This is a genomic window from Martinezella rhizogenes, assembly GCF_007002745.1.
GTDB classification, from domain to species: domain Bacteria; phylum Pseudomonadota; class Alphaproteobacteria; order Rhizobiales; family Rhizobiaceae; genus Agrobacterium; species Agrobacterium cucumeris.
This window is the reverse complement of record NZ_SGNY01000001.1, coordinates 1,072,999-1,089,926: the sequence shown is the minus strand read 5'-3', so window position 1 is coordinate 1,089,926 and position 16,928 is coordinate 1,072,999. Positions and strand designations below refer to the sequence as shown.

At 57.9% G+C, this 16,928-nt stretch carries 17 protein-coding genes, 1 tRNA gene and 1 pseudogene; 12 read left to right on the top strand and 7 right to left on the bottom strand.

Going from position 1 to position 16,928, the window contains the following annotated elements; translation table 11 throughout:
- Positions 1 to 111: pseudogene (locus EXN68_RS27380) on the bottom strand (S-(hydroxymethyl)glutathione dehydrogenase); the annotation flags it as partial.
- 634 nt (positions 112 to 745) lie between these two features.
- Between EXN68_RS27380 and EXN68_RS05485 the strand changes: the two are divergent.
- The 3 genes from EXN68_RS05485 to EXN68_RS05475 are packed head-to-tail and all read left to right on the top strand — an operon-like array spanning position 746 to position 2,995.
- Positions 746 to 1,912 carry a pilus assembly protein gene (locus EXN68_RS05485; RefSeq protein WP_237681362.1) on the top strand — a complete coding sequence of 389 codons (1,167 nt, stop codon included), beginning with the start codon at positions 746 to 748 and terminating at the stop codon, positions 1,910 to 1,912.
- The gene (locus EXN68_RS05480) at positions 1,893 to 2,420 is read left to right on the top strand and encodes a TadE/TadG family type IV pilus assembly protein (RefSeq protein WP_142839902.1); all 528 of its coding nucleotides are present in this window, start codon (positions 1,893 to 1,895) and stop codon (positions 2,418 to 2,420) included. The genes EXN68_RS05485 and EXN68_RS05480 overlap by 20 nt, the downstream gene beginning before the upstream one ends.
- The gene (locus tag EXN68_RS05475) at positions 2,417 to 2,995 is read left to right on the top strand and encodes a TadE/TadG family type IV pilus assembly protein (RefSeq protein WP_142839901.1); all 579 of its coding nucleotides are present in this window, start codon (positions 2,417 to 2,419) and stop codon (positions 2,993 to 2,995) included. The genes EXN68_RS05480 and EXN68_RS05475 overlap by 4 nt, the downstream gene beginning before the upstream one ends.
- A 43-nt stretch (positions 2,996 to 3,038) precedes the next feature.
- On the opposite strand, the gene trmFO is transcribed toward EXN68_RS05475, so the two are convergent.
- The 3 genes from trmFO to EXN68_RS05460 form a co-directional block, all read right to left on the bottom strand.
- Entirely contained in the window at positions 3,039 to 4,496 is a 1,458-nt protein-coding gene (gene trmFO, locus EXN68_RS05470) for a methylenetetrahydrofolate--tRNA-(uracil(54)-C(5))-methyltransferase (FADH(2)-oxidizing) TrmFO (protein WP_161991205.1), read from the bottom strand.
- A gap of 826 nt (positions 4,497 to 5,322) precedes the next feature.
- Positions 5,323 to 5,466, bottom strand: coding sequence for a DUF1127 domain-containing protein (locus EXN68_RS05465; protein ID WP_003495735.1), 144 nt, complete (start codon positions 5,464 to 5,466; stop codon positions 5,323 to 5,325).
- 484 nt (positions 5,467 to 5,950) lie between these two features.
- Entirely contained in the window at positions 5,951 to 6,097 is a 147-nt protein-coding gene (locus tag EXN68_RS05460) for a DUF1127 domain-containing protein (RefSeq protein ID WP_013636249.1), read from the bottom strand.
- Positions 6,098 to 6,759: 662 nt separating this feature from the next.
- On the opposite strand from EXN68_RS05460, the gene EXN68_RS05450 reads away from it, so the two are divergent.
- A tRNA-Leu gene (locus tag EXN68_RS05450) sits at positions 6,760 to 6,842 on the top strand.
- Between the two features lie 240 nt (positions 6,843 to 7,082).
- Positions 7,083 to 8,561 carry a trigger factor gene (gene tig / locus EXN68_RS05445; RefSeq protein WP_046798367.1) on the top strand — a complete coding sequence of 493 codons (1,479 nt, stop codon included), beginning with the start codon at positions 7,083 to 7,085 and terminating at the stop codon, positions 8,559 to 8,561.
- A gap of 149 nt (positions 8,562 to 8,710) precedes the next feature.
- Here the strand turns inward: tig and EXN68_RS05440 are convergent, their stop codons facing one another.
- Positions 8,711 to 9,157: a GNAT family N-acetyltransferase gene (locus EXN68_RS05440; protein WP_142839899.1), complete on the bottom strand. Its 447-nt coding sequence runs from the start codon at positions 9,155 to 9,157 to the stop codon at positions 8,711 to 8,713.
- Positions 9,154 to 9,555 carry a rhodanese-like domain-containing protein gene (locus EXN68_RS05435; RefSeq protein WP_142839898.1) on the bottom strand — a complete coding sequence of 134 codons (402 nt, stop codon included), beginning with the start codon at positions 9,553 to 9,555 and terminating at the stop codon, positions 9,154 to 9,156. Before EXN68_RS05435 ends, EXN68_RS05440 begins: the two co-directional genes overlap by 4 nt.
- Positions 9,556 to 9,641: 86 nt before the next feature.
- Here EXN68_RS05435 and ftrA point away from each other — a divergent pair, with 86 nt between their 5' ends.
- Together ftrA and EXN68_RS05425 are read left to right on the top strand one after the other, a co-directional pair.
- Entirely contained in the window at positions 9,642 to 10,610 is a 969-nt protein-coding gene (gene ftrA / locus EXN68_RS05430) for a transcriptional regulator FtrA (protein WP_237681361.1), read from the top strand.
- 287 nt (positions 10,611 to 10,897) lie between these two features.
- A complete protein-coding gene (locus EXN68_RS05425) occupies positions 10,898 to 11,557 on the top strand; it encodes a hypothetical protein (RefSeq protein ID WP_237681360.1) in 660 nt (219 codons plus the stop codon).
- A gap of 294 nt (positions 11,558 to 11,851) precedes the next feature.
- Here EXN68_RS05425 and EXN68_RS27860 read toward each other — a convergent pair whose 3' ends face one another.
- The gene (locus EXN68_RS27860; protein ID WP_237681359.1) at positions 11,852 to 12,550 is read right to left on the bottom strand and encodes a LexA family transcriptional regulator; all 699 of its coding nucleotides are present in this window, start codon (positions 12,548 to 12,550) and stop codon (positions 11,852 to 11,854) included.
- 247 nt (positions 12,551 to 12,797) lie between these two features.
- On the opposite strand from EXN68_RS27860, the gene EXN68_RS05415 reads away from it, so the two are divergent.
- From EXN68_RS05415 to EXN68_RS05400, 5 genes are read left to right on the top strand one after another with little or no spacing between them, the layout of a single operon-like run.
- On the top strand, positions 12,798 to 13,103 hold the full coding sequence (locus EXN68_RS05415) for a helix-turn-helix domain-containing protein (RefSeq protein WP_142839896.1): 306 nt from the start codon (positions 12,798 to 12,800) through the stop codon (positions 13,101 to 13,103).
- Between the two features lie 47 nt (positions 13,104 to 13,150).
- Positions 13,151 to 14,002 (top strand): ParB/RepB/Spo0J family partition protein, encoded by an 852-nt coding sequence (locus EXN68_RS05410; protein WP_161991204.1) that lies wholly within the window; start codon positions 13,151 to 13,153, stop codon positions 14,000 to 14,002.
- Complete coding sequence (locus tag EXN68_RS05405; protein ID WP_237681358.1) at positions 13,999 to 14,463, top strand: hypothetical protein; 465 nt, start codon at positions 13,999 to 14,001, stop codon at positions 14,461 to 14,463. Before EXN68_RS05410 ends, EXN68_RS05405 begins: the two co-directional genes overlap by 4 nt.
- The gene (locus tag EXN68_RS27375; protein ID WP_161991203.1) at positions 14,460 to 14,633 is read left to right on the top strand and encodes a hypothetical protein; all 174 of its coding nucleotides are present in this window, start codon (positions 14,460 to 14,462) and stop codon (positions 14,631 to 14,633) included. Before EXN68_RS05405 ends, EXN68_RS27375 begins: the two co-directional genes overlap by 4 nt.
- Positions 14,630 to 16,879 carry a DDE-type integrase/transposase/recombinase gene (locus EXN68_RS05400; RefSeq protein WP_237681357.1) on the top strand — a complete coding sequence of 750 codons (2,250 nt, stop codon included), beginning with the start codon at positions 14,630 to 14,632 and terminating at the stop codon, positions 16,877 to 16,879. The genes EXN68_RS27375 and EXN68_RS05400 overlap by 4 nt, the downstream gene beginning before the upstream one ends.
- The last annotated feature ends 49 nt before the right edge of the window (positions 16,880 to 16,928 follow it).

The following is a 16,928-nucleotide window of genomic DNA, read 5'->3' as shown; positions in this document are numbered from 1 at the left end:
GGTCGCCTTGACCTCAACAAGCACTTCGCCGGCGCGCGGACCTTCCAGCTGAACGGTCATGACCTCAAGCGGTTTTCCTGCCTGAATGGCAACAGCGGCGCGTACGTCCATTTTCGATCTCCTGGCGTTGTCTGATGATTGGATAGGGCTGTTTTGCCCGAGCTTGCCGGCAGGGACAAGGGGCAAAAGCGACCTTCACGTCTCAGTTACGACCAAAAAAGTGAAGCTGTCTCCGCACCGGAGAAGGAGGGCGAGCCTCGGCAAGATTGTATCCGCAATCGAATATCGACCTGGCGTATTCAATTGAATATTTCGACTATAATAAATTATGAATATCTGATTTAAATATATGATTTTACATACTATTTTTGATGTTCTGGTGATCTTTAATTTACGAATCTGATGTTTAATTCGCCATATAAAATGACGAATGAAATTGGGCTGCCATCGATCGGTGGTTCCGGAAAATACCTTTATCTCGCGAATGCAACAGGCCTTCGCCACTTGTGTCGCGCCGCCATGATCGCGGCGAGCATCAGCGGTTTTGCTGAGTTTGTATCCTGTGGCCCCAGGGGATTTCGCCCGGCTGCAGTCTTTGTGTGTCCGGCTGGGGAGGAGCCGGGGCGATCCGTGGCGGTTGGATGAAAAGCGATTATTGCAGATGTTTCATATTGAAAAAATCTTGAGCGCGTCGGCGCATCATTTCCGCCTGCTTCTTCAGGATCGGCGGGGAAATTTTGCGATCATGACGGCATTGCTGATGCCGGTTTTTCTGTTCACATTCGGGCTATTGTTCGAAGGCGGCCGGGCGCTGGCCTATTACAGCCAGTCAAAGCGGGTGATCGCGCAGGCCTGTGAGCGCTCGACGAAACCGACCCGTACGAATGTGCCTCTCGATGAAGTTCGCCGCAAAAACGTGCTGGATACATTCGATGCGCTTATCACCTCCACCAAACAGGAGGTGGTGAGCCGCGACGTGACGATCGACTGGCTGACCACCGATATCGACGCGAAATTTACCTACAAGACGGTGTTGGGCGGCCTGTTCAATGTCGAAAAGATGGACTACGCGCTGACTTACCGTTGCGACGGTATTCCTCCCTATCCGTATGACGGCGAGGTGATCGTCAACAACACATTCGACCGGCTGAACGGTAAAGACCGGATTCTCGAAAACGGTAAAGGCCCCAACGCCATGAATGGTTGCTGGGGCGTCCTGAGCTACGAGGAGCTTGGATGGGACGGCGGTACAGGTCCTGGCATCGAGCTTCAGGACTGGAGCAATGCGGCGTGCCGCAAAAAATTCGGCTGGCAGGGTTATGACGAGCCGAAGAAGGATGCTGGACCCGCTTGCGTCAGCGTCTCACAGCAGGACGTCGCATCGACTGACGTGAAAGATCCGAAAAATAACAACAAACTGAAAGAATCCGAGAAGGACGCGTCGCAATCCGCGGCAACAAATCCATGTCCGCCTGAATCGGACGAGTTGCAAAAACCTTCCATTCTGACTGCCGCGAATGGCGGGATACCGCCGACCAAATATGTGGTGGAACTGGACAGCCATTGGGAAGGGCAAAAGAGAAGAGACGCCAACAGTTCCATTTTCAAGATTGTGGAACTGCACCCCGGAAAATATGAGGTTTCGGTCTGGTATAATGGCCGCAACGACGCCTATGGCGGCACCAACGACATCGACATCTTCCTGCAGCTCCAGCGTCCGCAATTGGGCCCCGAAAAGAAGATCATCGAAATGGCGCAGAAGGGCAAGGTCTTCTGGGAGCGCCGCACGTATTCGATCACGGTCGATACCTATTCCGTCTACAAGCTGACGATTGCCGCAGGCGGCAAAAGCGACAGTCTTGGCGGCATCATCACGGCTTTTGAGGTGAAGTATGTCGATTCACCGAAATAAAGGGCTCGCTCGGTTCCGCTCTTATGCGCTCGATATCCGGGCGGCCACCGCCGTCGAGTTCGGTCTGCTTCTGCCGGTATATTTTCTGCTGGTCTTCGGCATTTTCGAAGTCGGTCTGGCGCTGCTGCTCACTCTCAATCTGGCAACGGCGGCCAATGCCGGCGCGGAAATGCTGCGCAAGGCGGCGGCAAGCCATACGGCGGTTACCGAAATCGATTTCAGACGGGCCATCGCCTCCAATTTCCTGCTCGGCACGACGGAAAGCGACATGAAGATAACGCTCGTCCCGATCCCGGATGCGGATTTCACCGCCGTGCCGCTGACATTTCCCGTCGAGAACAGGTTTCAGGCGCCGGATAAAAACGCCGGGCAATATCTTCTGGCGCTTGGGTACAATTGGCCATTCATTCTGCCCACGACGCGTCTGCTGATCCCCGGCGGCGGCGACAAGAAGCCGCAACTGCAGAATATCTCCCTGGCGATCACCGCCGTTCGGGTGACGGAATGATGGTGTTTCGGCTGAAATCCGTCCTCGCCGCCATGCTGCGATCGCGCTCAGGTGTCGCCGCCGTGGAATTCTCGCTGCTATTGCCGATGCTGATCATTTTTCTGGCGGTGATGATCGAGACCGGTCGTGGCTGGCTGAGTTATGACCGTTTCGTCACGGTTGTCGACAATACAGCCCGCTGGTCCGCCCGTTTCCCGGAATTCGAGGAGCGGGTGAGGACAGGAGTGAAAACCTTTGTCATCGACGCCGGGCAGCCGCTCAATCCGGAGGAGCTCGATCTGACCTTGCGGAGCGCCAGGCTGGTCGGCGGTGTCGCAACGGTCGAATTTGCGCCTTACAACTTCTTCGGCTCCGCAGAAGCCGTCACCTGGGACAAGATGCTGAAGGCGGGGAATTTCAAGGAAGAAGAAGCCGTCATCGTGATTTCGGGGCGTTATAAACATAGCCCGTTATTCTCGTTCCTGCGCCCTACGACCATCGAGTTCGAATATGTCGCGACGGTCAATCCGTATTTCTCGCGGCACTACAAATACCAGAAGGGCAAGTCGGACTGGTCCTTCTGGAATGTTCGCTGACGGCATTGGCCACGGAACGTTGCCTGGCCGATGCTTCGATCATTCAATGATCCTGCGCGGCAGCGACTGCCAGGGCGGTTTCGCCCGTCCCCAGCCATTCCGCACAATCCTTCAGCGCCCGCGCTGCAACCAGCTGGCGCTTCATGATCGTCTTGTCCTTGCCGCGAAAACGTTTCACGCCCTCCGGTTTGACGATGGAGCCCGGCTCCAGTTCGGGGAACAGGCCGAAATTGATGTTCATCGGCTGGAAGGAACGCTTGCCCGGCTCATCATCTGAGGAAAGATGGCCGCCGGTGATGTGGTTGAGAAGCGAGCCAAGCGCCGTGGTGGCCGGCGGCAGGCTCAGGGCCTCGCCCTTGCGTTCGGCGGCGGCGAAGCGGCCGGCGAGAAGGCCGACGGAGGCGCTTTCCACATAACCCTCGCAGCCGGTGATCTGGCCGGCGAAGCGCAGGTCGGGGCGGGATTTCAGCTTCAGCGACGGATCGAGCAGGACAGGGGAATCGATATAGGTGTTGCGGTGCAGGCCGCCGAGGCGGGCGAATTCCGCATTTTCGAGGCCCGGAATCATGCGGAACACATCCGCCTGCACGCCGTATTTCAGCTTGGTCTGGAAACCGACCATGTTGTAGAGCGTGCCGAGCGCATTGTCCTGGCGCAGCTGCACCACGGCATAGGCCTTGACGGTGGGGTTGTGTGAATTGGTCAGCCCCATCGGTTTCATCGGGCCATGGCGCAGCGTCTGGCGGCCACGTTCGGCCATGATCTCGATCGGCAGGCAGCCGTCAAAATAGGGCGTGCCTTCCCATTCCTTGAAACCGACCGTGTCGCCGGCAATCAGCGCGTCGATGAAGGCGTTATATTGCTCTTCGTCCATCGGGCAGTTGATGTAGTCCTTGCCCGTGCCGCCGGGGCCGACCTTGTCGTAACGCGACTGGTACCAGCAGATATCCATGTTGATGCTGTCGCGGTGGACGATCGGGGCGATGGCGTCGAAAAAGGCGAGCGCATCCTCACCCGTTTCGGCCTGGACCGCTGCCGCCAGATCCGGCGAGGTGAGCGGCCCGGTGGCGATGATGGTGCTGCCCCATTCCTTCGGCGGCAGGCCGGAAACCTCCTCGCGGACAATCGTCACCAGCGGGTGACGTTCCAGCATTTCGGTAACGGCAAGCGAAAACCCGTCGCGGTCGACGGCAAGCGCACCGCCGGCCGGTACCTGGTGTTTGTCGGCGCAGGCCATGATCAGCGAACCGGCAAGCCGCATTTCGGCATGGATGACGCCGACCGCATTGGCCGTCGCATCGTCCGAGCGGAAGGAGTTGGAACAGACCAGTTCCGCCAAGCTATCGCCCTTATGCGCGTCCGTGCCGCGCACACCACGCATTTCATGCAGGATGACGGGCACGCCGCTCTGCGCGATCTGCCACGCGGCTTCCGAACCGGCCAGTCCGCCGCCCACGACGTGAATGGGAGAATGGGTCTTGTCTTGCATGCTGGCGTCCATCTGGCGTCCATGGGCCGCATGCGGGGCAGAGGCTCCCGTTCGGCGGCTGTCTCTTGAGTGATTGTTTCGCGCGGGTCCCAGAGGACGCGGCATTGTTGCGGATGACTAGCATGCATGGCCGGGGCAGCCAAATGTTTTTGGGATTGGGCGGGCGAGGAAGAGGCGCGGGGCATTGTGAAACGAGCGCGTGCCGCCTGCTTCTTCTCCCCGCCGGGGAGAAGTCCGCGGCAGCGGGATGAGGGGGCGAGGGTAGAGATATTCGGAGAGCTAGCCCCCTCATCCGACCCTTCGGGCCACCTTCTCCCCGGCGGGGAGAAGAAACAAGCGGCGATCTCGACCCCGATGTGTTTGGCGTAGCGCCGTATGCGAGATGCGGACAAGCTCTATTTTTAAGGGTGGCGGATATGAGGATAATCAGGCTACCAAGTTCGCGACAGGGCTAAAAAGCCGGCAAGCATCTGGGGAGCGAGCGCTTGCCGCCTGCTTCTTCTCCCCGAGGGGGAGAAGTCCGCGGCAGCGGGATGAGGGGGCGAGGGTAGAGATATTTGGAAAGCTAGCCCCCTTCATCCGACCCTTCGGGCCGCCTTCTCCCCGGCGGGGAGAAGAAACAAGCGGTGCCGCACTGCCCGTCAGATCGCACCGCACGTTGCGGGAGGCGCTTCTGCAGGCGGCACGCAGGGAAGGGGCGAACCTCTGTTATGTTTGCAGCGATGCCAAGTGCCAGCCGACTGCCAGAATCAAAAACGGCGCCAGAGGCGCCGCTTTTTTTACCTGTCGCTCGATCGTCGCGCCCTGGAGGTCGGGCAGCGGGACGATCGTTTACGCCTTAGCGGAACGAACGGGCTGCTACGTTACGGATGTCGTAACGGGTCAGACCGATGTCGCTCAGAGCCTGGTTGGAGAGGCTGCCGAGTTCGTTGATCGTGCGGCGGTAGGAGATCCAGTTCTTTGCAATGCGGATAGGGTTCATGGTCGTTTCCTCAATCTATCTCTGTTGATTTCGTCTGCCGGCTCAGTGTTTCTCTGTGCTCTCGGCTGTTGAGGTTTATATATAGACATTAAGCCATGTTGTGCAGTGCAGAATTTAGGCTACTGCCATGCATTTGTGCACTATGTCGGCTAAATTTGCGGCTCTGAATATCATCTGAGCAAAATATAAGCGGAAATGCCTGTGTTTCGGGCGGTTTGGATGGGTCTGGCGACCCGTTGCGGCGATGAAGAGGCATTTCGGGGAGGTTTAGTGGAGCGAAAGCGGTCTTAGCCTTGCTCAAACGTTGTGCGGGCATGGGGGAATAGGGCGATTTTTTCATCCGCTGCTCTTCGCATATGCAGGAGAGAGCCGCTTACGCCGTCAGAAATGCCCAAAAACGAAAAAAAGGCCAGAGGCGGGAGCCTCAGGCCTTTTTGGGAGGGTCGTCTCGCATCCGCCGCGTTTGCGCGGCGGGGCGTCTCTGTTAGATGCCGACGGCGGTGCGGGCGACGCGGCGGATGTCCTGACGGCCAATGCCGAGGTCACTCAGTTCGCGGTCGGTCATGCGGCCAAGTTCGGTTACGGTCTGACGATACTTGCGCCAGTTGGTCAGCGAGCGGGTGATGTTCATGGTCATTTTCCTCTTCGTGCTGTTCAGTCCGCGCGGCCAGTCTTGGGAGGCTTTGGGTCCGGGGCTGAACTGATCTCTGTATGACCATGAATATAATCGGTTTAATCAAAACAAAAACAGACAAAGCAAGATGTCACCTATGCACCCAATGCACGACACGACGGTAAATGAGCCCGATTGCGGCGATTCATGCATAATTTGTGACCAATTTATGTGCTTTTGGTGACGCCAGATGGCCGGAAGATGTGCAGCCGTGCGGCAGGGCCGGCCATGCGTGAACAGGCAGGTGCAGGGCAGGGGCGACGAATCTCATCGGCTGACGGTGACCCGGCTATGGGAGTTGCCGGCGATGCTATATATAATGTCAATGTAGCCGCATAAATGATGTGCGCATTTTCTGCCTGCATAAGTGTCGCTGCGGGGGCAGGGGCGGCGGGCGGGCTGAGGCTCTGGACACAAGCGTGGCCTGCCGTTTTTTTATCTGGAACCGGTGCTGCCTTCCTTGCTGCATCACCTTCCCTTGTTGCCGAGGGCAAATGGCGAAAGAGGAATACTCATCCGCGCCCTTGGAACGGAGCCAAGAAAAGTCCTGATGAAACCGGAGGCAGGGGAACGGCGTGCTTGACCCTTTCTGAACATTGTGACATACCGCCGCCCAACGTGCGGGTATGGCGGAATTGGTAGACGCATTGGTTTTAGGTACCAACGCTTCGGCGTGGGAGTTCGAGTCTCTCTACCCGCACCACAAGCAAAGCATGGCTGTGCCACGCTTGCGCCAGAGTGCATCTTTATAAGATGCGGGGAGCTTCGGGGTTCATCATCCCCCTTGCACCTTTGTCTCCGGCGCGGGCGCAATGTTGCCCGGCAGGCGCTTGTGTAAAGAAATAAGGGAAGCCACGGCCGGGGAACGATGTTTCCGGCGCAGTGCTCGAAAGTAAACCAACGGCTGTCTGAGCACCGCCGCCATGATGTGAAGGTTAGGAAAATGCAGGTTATCGAAACGCTCGCTGAAGGGCTGAAGCGCGAACTCAAGGTCGTTATTCCGGCCGCCGACATGAAGGCCCGTCTGGACGAGCGCCTGGTTGACGCCAAGGACAAGGTTCGCATCAACGGCTTCCGTCCCGGCAAAGTGCCGATGGGCCACCTGAAGAAGATGTATGGCAAGTCCATCATGGCCGACCTCGTCAACGAGCTGGTTCGTGAAAAGCCGACCGAAATCCTTTCCAGCCGCGGCGAGAAGTCTGCTACCCAGCCGGCCATCTCCATGACCGAAGACGAGCAGGAAGCCGAAAAGATCCTGTCGGCTGAATCCGATTTCGAATTCACCGTTGCCTATGAAATCATCCCGGCCATCGAACTGAAGGCCAATGACGGTATCAAGGTTACCCGCGAAGTTGTTGAAGTCTCTGAAGACGAAATCAACGAGCAGATCCTGAAGATCGCTGAGAGCGCCCGCACCTTCGAGGCCAAGAAGGGCAAGGCTGCCGATGGCGACCGCGTTACCATGAACTATCTCGGCAAGGTTGACGGCGTTGCCTTCGACGGCGGCGCTGCTGAAGATGCTGAACTGGTTCTCGGTTCGGGCCGCTTCATCCCCGGCTTCGAAGACCAGCTGGTCGGCGTCAAGGCTGGCGATGAAAAGACCATCACCGTGACCTTCCCTGCTGACTATCCGGCTGCAAACCTTGCCGGCAAGGAAGCCAACTTCGACATCACCGTCAAGGAAGTTGCCGCTGCTGCTGCCGTTGAAATCAACGACGAGCTGGCTGAAAAGCTCGGTCTCGAATCGGCTGAAAAGCTGAAGGAAATCGTCAAGGGCCAGATCGAAAGCCAGTACGGCAACATCACCCGCCAGAAGGTCAAGCGTCAGATCCTCGACCAGCTGGACGAAATGTACAAGTTCGACACGCCGGCTGGCCTGGTTGACGCCGAGTTCGACAACATCTGGCGCCAGATCAACACCGATCTCGCCCAGTCCGGCAAGACCTTCGCTGACGAAGACACGACCGAAGAAGAAGCCCGCGAAGAATATCGCAAGCTTGCTGAGCGCCGCGTCCGTCTCGGCCTCGTTCTCTCCGAAATCGGCGAAAAGGCCGGCGTTGAAGTGACCGAAGAAGAAATGCAGCGCGCGCTGTTCCAGCAGCTGCAGCAGTTCCCCGGCCAGCAGAAGGAAATCCTCGATTTCTTCCGCAACACGCCCGGCGCTTCCGCTTCGCTGCGCGCTCCGATCTTCGAAGAAAAGGTCATCGACAAGCTGCTCTCCGAAATCTCGGTAACGGACAAGACCGTTTCCAAGGAAGAGCTTCTGGCTGACGATGCCGAAGAAGCTACGGAAACCAAGAAGAAGGCCCCGGCCAAGAAAAAGGCTGCTGCCAAGGCTGACGACGCCGCTGAAGGCGAAGAAGCCGCTCCGAAGAAGAAGGCTCCGGCCAAGAAAAAGGCCGCTGAAGGCGACGCCGAATAATCTTCTTCAGTGCAAGCTGATTGAACAAGGGGCCGTGGCGAAAGCTGCGGCCTTTTTTGTTTGGGCTGAGGAGGGTGTCGGATTTTGGCCCGAAGCTGTCATGCAGAGTCCGCTGAATAGCATCATTTGGCGATCCGTGAACCGACAGGTCACTGTCCAAATGTTATGATGAAGCGCGACTTGTTCTGGTAATCCGCTCCCTCACGACGGTAAAAACGAACAGCTTGCTCGTTCCAGATCGGAGTCTGCCATTCCATTCGGTCGACGCCTTCCTGCATTGCAAGGATTTTTGCTGCAGTAAACAGTCGCCTACCGATGCCTCCTCCGCGATTGAGTTCGGAAACGAACAGGCAATCCAGATGAGCATAACGTTGCGCTCGCCAGACTGACCAATCGAAAGTCAGCGCTGCATAGCCGAGGAGCGTTTGCCCCTCGGCCGCAACAAGGAACCGAATGGCTTCATGCTGACACTGGAGTAAGCCGAGGTCGATCTCTGTCAGAGATGCGACGCTTTTCTCGAACGCTGCGTGCTCCTTGATCAATCGGTATAGAGCCGAAGTGTCGGACAGGGTGGGCGTCTGGATCGTGTAATTCACGCTTCAGGACCTTTGGCGAGTTCGAAGCCTTCATCAATCCAGCCAGTGATGCCGCCTGCCATGATTTTTACCGGGCGGCCGAGTTCGGCAAGGCGGAGTGCTCCACGCGCCGCTCCATTACAGTGAGGACCTGCGCAATAGGTTACGAAGAGAGTGTCGGCTGGCCAGCGGTCCATTTTGGCGCGGGTCATCTTGCCATGGGGCAGATGAACAGCTCCAGGTACATGCCCCTCGGCAAACATTGCTGGCCCGCGCACGTCCAGAAGGACGAAACCTTGCTCTTCTGCGAGTGCAGCATGAACGTCCCAGCAATCCGTCTCGAACGTGAATTCAGCGGCAAAATGTTCGCGAGCAATGTCGCTGGGGGCGGCGGGGATGGAAATGACGGCGTTAGACATTTTCGGCTCCTTGACGTGTGAGCCTCATTTTCACTCAAGGGTGTTTGTGCTTGCAATTGGCGTGTATGACATTATACGGGCATATCATGCCAAATTTAAACGGTCCCCTAGTTGTCGCTGTTCTCTATGATGGTCTCTGCACCTTCGAGTTCGGTATCGTCGCCGAGATATTTGGGCTTCCTCGGCCTGAGATGGGGGATACCTGGTACAGGTTTGCGAGCTGCGCAGTCGAAGAGGGACCGCTTCGCGCTCATGGCGGGTTCCTGTTGACACCTGATTGTGGGCCTGAATTAATCGACAAGGCCGACATCATCGTAGTGCCTGGATGGAGAGGCATAGATGAGGCGGTTCCGCAGAGCCTCATCAATCTGCTCCGCAAGGCGCATGAGCGTGGAGCACGATTGGCATCGATCTGTTCTGGCGCGTTTGTGCTTGCAGCCACAGGCCTTCTCGATGGCGCGACCGCGACCACGCATTGGCGCTATGCCGACGCTCTCCGGTCCCGCCACGCGGCAGTTCTCGTGGACGAAGTGTCACTTTATCGCTCTCACGAGCGCATCTACACATCGGCCGGAAGCGCGGCAGGAATTGATCTCTTAATCGAGATCGTTCGTCAGGACTACGGCGCTGAGGCTGCAAACTCGGTTGCACGGCGGCTTGTGATGCCCGCCCATCGTAAAGGCGGACAGGCCCAATTTCTGGAGCGCCCCGTTCCGGCTGCGCACCAGTCAGCCGTCGCTCCACTCTTGGATAAGATGCGCGCTCACCTTTGTAGGCCATGGACATTAGAACAAATGGCATCCGAATGCGGAATGAGCTTGCGGACCTTCGTCCGCCGTTTTACCGAAGCAACGGGTGGGCCACCTGGTGAATGGCTTGTTGGTGAAAGGATTGAGGCGGCCAAATCTCTCCTAATCGCGCGACGTCACAGCATCGATGAGATCGCAGCAGCCGTAGGGATTGGATCGTCTGATACCTTCAGGCACCACTTCCGAAAACGAACGGGCGTAAGTCCAACGGCTTACCAGAATCAGTTCGGTGGGTTTGTGGTGTGACACCAGGTTCCAATGATATGACCGCAATTGGCGAAATGAGGCCATGAGGGCGTAGTGCTAATCCCATCTTCATCGCACTGCACATAATTTGCTGCATATGCGCTTGTTCATCTCCCGTTCATCTGGCACAATAGCCAACATGATTTCCCGGCTGCTTCGTGTTGCCATTCTGGGAAAGCGGGTCATCCTGATGGGTGGCCTTCGTCGCCGACAATCTCGTTGGACTCGACTTTTACCGTGCATGACCGGGTCTCCCGGCATGCCCTTAAATGGCTTGGGAACAAGATATGCCATCACGCACATCCATTTTCATCTTCGGTCTGCCGCTTATGGCGTTGGTGGGGATTTCAACATCAGCTCTTGCCGATGAGGCCGGGCTGATCTGGAAGCCGGTCAAGAATTCCGACCGTTCCTATACGGCGCGCATCGGCGCGAAGCTGCCGGTCGATACGCCGATCCGGGCAGGGCTGGAAATGGGCATGAGTGCTTCAAAGACGGGGCAGGTGGTGGATACGCCGGTGCGGGTGTGGGGCAATGTCACGCTGCTTGCCGAACAGCTGCCCGGTGTTTCGCTTGCCCGCGATGTCGGTGTGCTGTTCAACGCGCTGACGGGATCGAGCAGCGTTTCCGTGACTTCGCAGCAGAAGCGTATTGTCACGCCGGAACTGGATATCGAGGCGAACCGCAATTTCACCGTGCGTTATGATGGCACGGCGCAGCAATGGAACGGTCTTGACGTGTCGCAGTCATTGCGGCTTTCCCGCTCCGAGACCGGCACCGCTTTTGTGCTGACGGGGGCCAGCCGCAACAGTTTCAATGAGTTCAGCAGCGGCGTGGCGGTGGAGCAGAAACTGGGCGATCACCTGACTGTGCGGGGGACGCTCGATCAGGGTTTTGCGGATCATTTCCGGCCGGGGGTGAGTGCGCGGTATAGCATTAGATGGTGAGCGTGGTTCCACCCATAGTGGGGTGGCTGAAAAATCGTCGTCATCCTCGGGCTTGACCCGAGGATCCATGGTGCGCCGGTTTGTGGATCCTCGGGCCAAGTGTAACCCGCAATAACAGGTGGCAGGAGTAGGCATTAACCGGGAATATCTGGGAAAATCCGGGAACCTGCGGTTAAAAGCCTTATTTTCCCGGCACTCACGGTATCATAGAGACGGCATTAAAGGGCCTTCATCGAAAATCCGACCGCAAGAACAAATGGCAGGTAACGCGGTCGGAACGAAACTCGTTGGCTCTTACAGTGACCGACTATACCACATCACCCGACCGGCGATAGACAGCCCCGGCACCTCTGCGGAAGTGACCTCCTCTGGCGGATAAACAGCATTGTCGCTGATCAGCTGCAGCGAGCCGTTCATTCTTGGGTGAACGCGCTTAACCAGAAGCATATTGCCGTAGACCACACAGTAGATGCCGTTATCGCGGACTTCGCTCACGGACGTATCGATCAACAAGACGTCACCATCGCGGATTGTCGGCTCCATGCTATCGCCACGCGCCGTGATAATGCGGGCAAACGACGGCGCAACACCGATCGACCTAAGCCACTCTGACTGAAAAGCTATAATTTCAACGGCTTGCTCTTGAAATGCGACCAAGCCATGTCCGGCAGATGCGCGGACATCGAGGCGGGGAACTAGCGTTATATCGTGTTGTTTTCCGTCAACTGAAACGAGGTTCGGCTCTCCCGCGATGATCAGCGTTCCCGCAACGTTGTCATTGTCTGGGCGCATCCGCCCTCGACCAGTCGCCAACCAGTCCAGCGATACGTTGCCAGCCTCGCAAATCGAAATCAGCTTTTCCAGCCCCGGCATGGTGCCAGCCAGATACTGCCGGAAAGTCGAATCAGGAATTTTTGCCCTTTTCGAAAAAGCGTGAATTGATTCGCCGTCCAGCACGATTTCGAGCCGCTGAGAGAATGTTTCTCCCGTCATAACGCAAACCGTGACCGCGAGCCACGGTCATAAAACCGCGCAATTTTTCCGAATTTCCCAAACATTATCAGTGCCTTCCGGGGGATTTTCGGAATTGCGTGAATTTCAAAACTGTGACCCGCGTTATCGCGAGACTTTTATTGACAATTTCACGTAATTACGCGAATATCCCGTTGCAACAAAGTTTGAACGCCAACCCCCAACCAAACCGACCTTTTGCCGAAGGTCAGAAAAACAGGGAGCAATCATGACGACCACAAAGAAGTGGGATCGGGCAGCCATCAAGGCGGAACTGTTACGGCAGAATAAAACCCTGACCGGTATAGCCCGCGATGCTGGCCTTTATCCCAGCGCATGCCGTGCGGCGGTCATCGGGGCAAGCCGTCCCGGCGCTGAGGCTTTGGCCAAGGCGCTGGGCGTGCCTTTCCGCGAGATGTTTCCCGACAGCTACACGCTTGGTCGTCACGACCGAGGCGACACTAGCAGCAACACGAGCGGCAACACCAGAGCAAAAAAGTCGTCGAAGTCTGACGGCGCGCAGAGCGCCGCCTGATGTTTCCGTCAGGCCGCGCATCCTTTCCTGACAATCCAGAGTGCCCAATGCAGATTGAATTTCTGTCCCCCCAACTGATCGACGTCTCCTCCGACGCGAAAAAAGTCTCACCCGACGCCATTCAGGCGTTGGCCGAAAGCTTCCAGCAAATCGGACAGCGCGTCCCGGTCGAGGTCGTTGCCGGACCCGAAGGACGGTATCGCCTCGTCTTCGGTGTCAAACGCCTCGCTGCAGCCGCATCGCTCGGCGTCAACATATCCGCCATCGTCCGCCAATCGGACGAGTTCGCGAACGACGCCCAAATCCGCCTGACCGAAATCTCCGAAACGCTTTATCGCCACGAGCTCTCGGCGCTGGAGCACAGCGTCGACGTTGCCGATTGGTGCGCGATCTGGCGAGCCGCGAACCCCGTCCGGCGCGGCCCGAAACCGAAGCAGGAATTAAGTGCAGAGTCTGCACCAAACTCCGACGACGAGACGATCGAGACCGCCGCCGCGTTCTCCGGCACCTTCAGCGAGGCAGCGCAGCGCTTCCTCAAGATCAGCCGCCGCAATGTTTTCAATGCCCTCAGGATTGCCAGCATCCCGGCTGAACTGAGGGAGCGTATCGCGCTGGATGAGGGCTTGGCAGACAACCAGCAAACCCTTCTGGAAATTGCTGGCCAGCCATATGAGCGCGCCGCCCGTATCGTAGAGCTACTGATTTCCGGCGAGGCGACAAATTACGCCGACGCCATCGCCATCATCGATCAGGTTCCCCGCGCCAACCCGCTGGCCGCATGGGAAAAGCTCAATGACCGTTTTACGCGGCTGAAGCCCAACGAACAGGACGCGTTCTTTAGCCTGAACGAAGCTTCCGTCATGCGTTGGCTTGCCGAGCGGAAGGCTGCTCGCCGATGAGCAGACGCCGCGACCCTCTCACGAAAGACCTTTTCGAGTGGACACCGCCGCAGGTGGCGATCCGCTACGAGGAAGGCGTGACCGGTCGCGGCCCGCTCGATAACCGCATTTCCCGCCTCATCGCCCGCGCCCTGCGCGATGCCCGCGATGACGGGTTTCAGCGGTCAGAGATCGCCAGCGCAATGAGCAAGTACCTCGGCCGCACGATCTCAAGCGCGATGCTCGACAAGTGGGCGTCGGAAGGAAGTGGCGAACACCGCATTCCGCTCGATGCCTTCATCGCGCTTGTCCATGCCACCAAAGCCAAGGAGCTGCTCGGTTTCGTGCCGGGCGAGTTCGGCCTGACCGTCATCGAGGACGAATACGCCGAGATGATCGAGGACCAGCTCCTTGAAGATCACATCAAGGAAATGGAGGCGCTGAGAGCAGCTCGCGCCGTAAGGAAGAGAGCACGCCGATGAACATAGCCACCAGCATCGCGCCATTCCTGCAGTTCATCTGCCATGTCGCGAAAAGCCAGATCGTGAAAGACGTTTCAGCCTTTTGGGCCATCGTCTGTTTCATCCTCGGAATGATCTATTTCTCGCAGGTCGCTACGGCGCTTGTCCTGATCGTGAGGGAAGTGCGTTGAATACAGTTCCCTTTGCCTCCGCAGCTTCCCGCCTGAAGGAATGGTTGACCGCCCGCGAAATTGCGGCGGAAGCCTTGCCCGGCCTGCCCACCACAAAAAGCGCCGTAATCCGTTTCGCGAAACGCGAGGGTTGGAACGACGTTCCTTCATTGACGCGCAACCACGCTGGCTATGGCGGCGGTCTGGAATATCACTACCGCCTGTTCCCCACGCTCGCCCAGGTGGCCTATGTGCAGCGCTACATGGTTGTCGGCAGCGAGCCGGTGGACCAGCAACCCGAGCCTGAACCCGCTGCCTCGGCGTCGTTGAGCGAGCGCGCCCGGCGCGAACGCGATGCCCGCTTGGCTGTTGTCGCCGCTTTCGAGACCTTCTCAAAGGGCCTTCCAATCTCAGTTCAGGCCTCAATGTTTATCTTCTGCGACCGGTGGAACATGAACATGATCCAAGCGGACGCTTGGGTGAAGGACATCCTGCCGCAGATTTCGCAGCGCTCGGTCTTTCGGTGGCGTGCTGCCAAACAGGCTGGTGCGAAGGATAAGCTCGCCGTCGATCGCTCCGAGGCGCGCAAGGGCAAGGGCTTGCTTGACACGGCGAACGACGGCGAAGTCCGCGCCTTTGTGCTGGCATGGATTGCCAAGAATCCTGCACTGTCGGCGGATGCCATTCGCGGCTATTGCGAGCATCATTTTGGATCGGAATTGACCGATCGTAACGGCGAATTGAAACCGCTTCCGCCGCCGCGCACCTTTCAGCATTTCATCGCGCAGTTGAAAGCAGACGAAAAGGTCGTGCTCACTAAGATCACGAACCCCGATCAGTTCCGCTCGACAATGAAGCTGTCCGGTACCGGCACCTATCGTCATATTGATGAGCCGAACGCACTCTGGATGATCGACGCTTCTCCTGTCGACGCGCTCTGCATCGACGGTCGCCATTCCTTGTATGCCTGCATCGACATTGCCACGCGTCGGTTGGTCATTACGCTGTCGAAAACACCGCGAGCCTTGGCCGTAGGTTTGATGATGCGTAAAGCCATTCTCAAATTGGGCGTGGCCAAGGTCGTGAAGACGGACAACGGTAGTGATTTCGTTGCTGTTTCAGTCAAACGCCTGTTCGCCGATCTCGATATCGAGCCAGATGTTTCCGATGCCTATTCGCCAGAGCAGAAGGGTCACGTCGAGCGCGTCATCAAGACATTTCAGCACGAGGTTTGCCCGCAGTTGCCCGGTTACATCGGCCACTCCGTTGCCGATCGGAAAGCGATTGAAGGCCGCAAGTCCTTCGCGCAGCGTCTAGGCGCGGACGAAAAAGACCTGTTCGAAGTCGCTCTGACCGCCGAGCAGCTCCAGCGCCATATCGATGACTGGTTGGAATATGTCTATCACGAGCGGGAACACGGTGGCCTGAAAGGCCGCTCCCCCAACGCGGTCGCAGCCGCGTCGACGGCGAAGATCAAACGCGTTGACGAGCGTGCGCTGGATGCGCTGCTGATGCCGGTCGCTGGTAAGAACGGCCATCGCGTCATGCAGAAGCGTGGCATTCAGAACGATGGATTCTTCTACCTCTCCGGCTCCATCATGGTCGGCACTGATGTCTTTTGCCGCCTTGATCCGCTCGACATGGGCAAGATGTACGTCTTTGACGGCGAAACCGGCCGCTATCTCGATGTCGCGATCTGCCCCGAACTCGCGGATGTCAATCCGCAGGCTTTCGTCAAGGCGCAGAAGCAGATTGCCGCTGACCTCATCAGTCAGAAGGAACGCGAGATCAAGGCTGATCTCCGCGAGCTGAAGAAAGGCCCTTCCGGCATCGAGCGCACCATTGAGCTTGCCAAGAGAAAGAAGGCAGAGCGCGAAGTCGAAACCGCCAACGTCATCCAGTTGCCCAAGCGCGAACAGCAGCACAGCACGCCGGCCATTGCCGCCGCACTGGAGGCCATGACCGCGCCGAAGGCACCGCAGCCCGCGACGCTCAATGAGAAGGCGGCGGAAATCCACGCGGCCATCGTTCGCGAGGCCGAGCTGAAGGGCAATTCCACAGTCATTCATCTGGACCCGGATGCGGCGCTTTCCGACAGCGCCCGCATGTTCAAGTGGGCGCAGGCCGTCGAGGCGCAGATCGCCTCCGGTGTCGTCATTGACGACGCCACGGCGGGCAAGCTCGCCCGCTACAAGGCCAGCGCCGATTACCAGACGCGCCGGGACATTTTCGAGGATTTCGGGATCGACGCCGCACTGCGCGGCTAGGTCAAGAAAAAGGGGCCGACTGCCATCGACCCCTCTGCATTGCAATAAT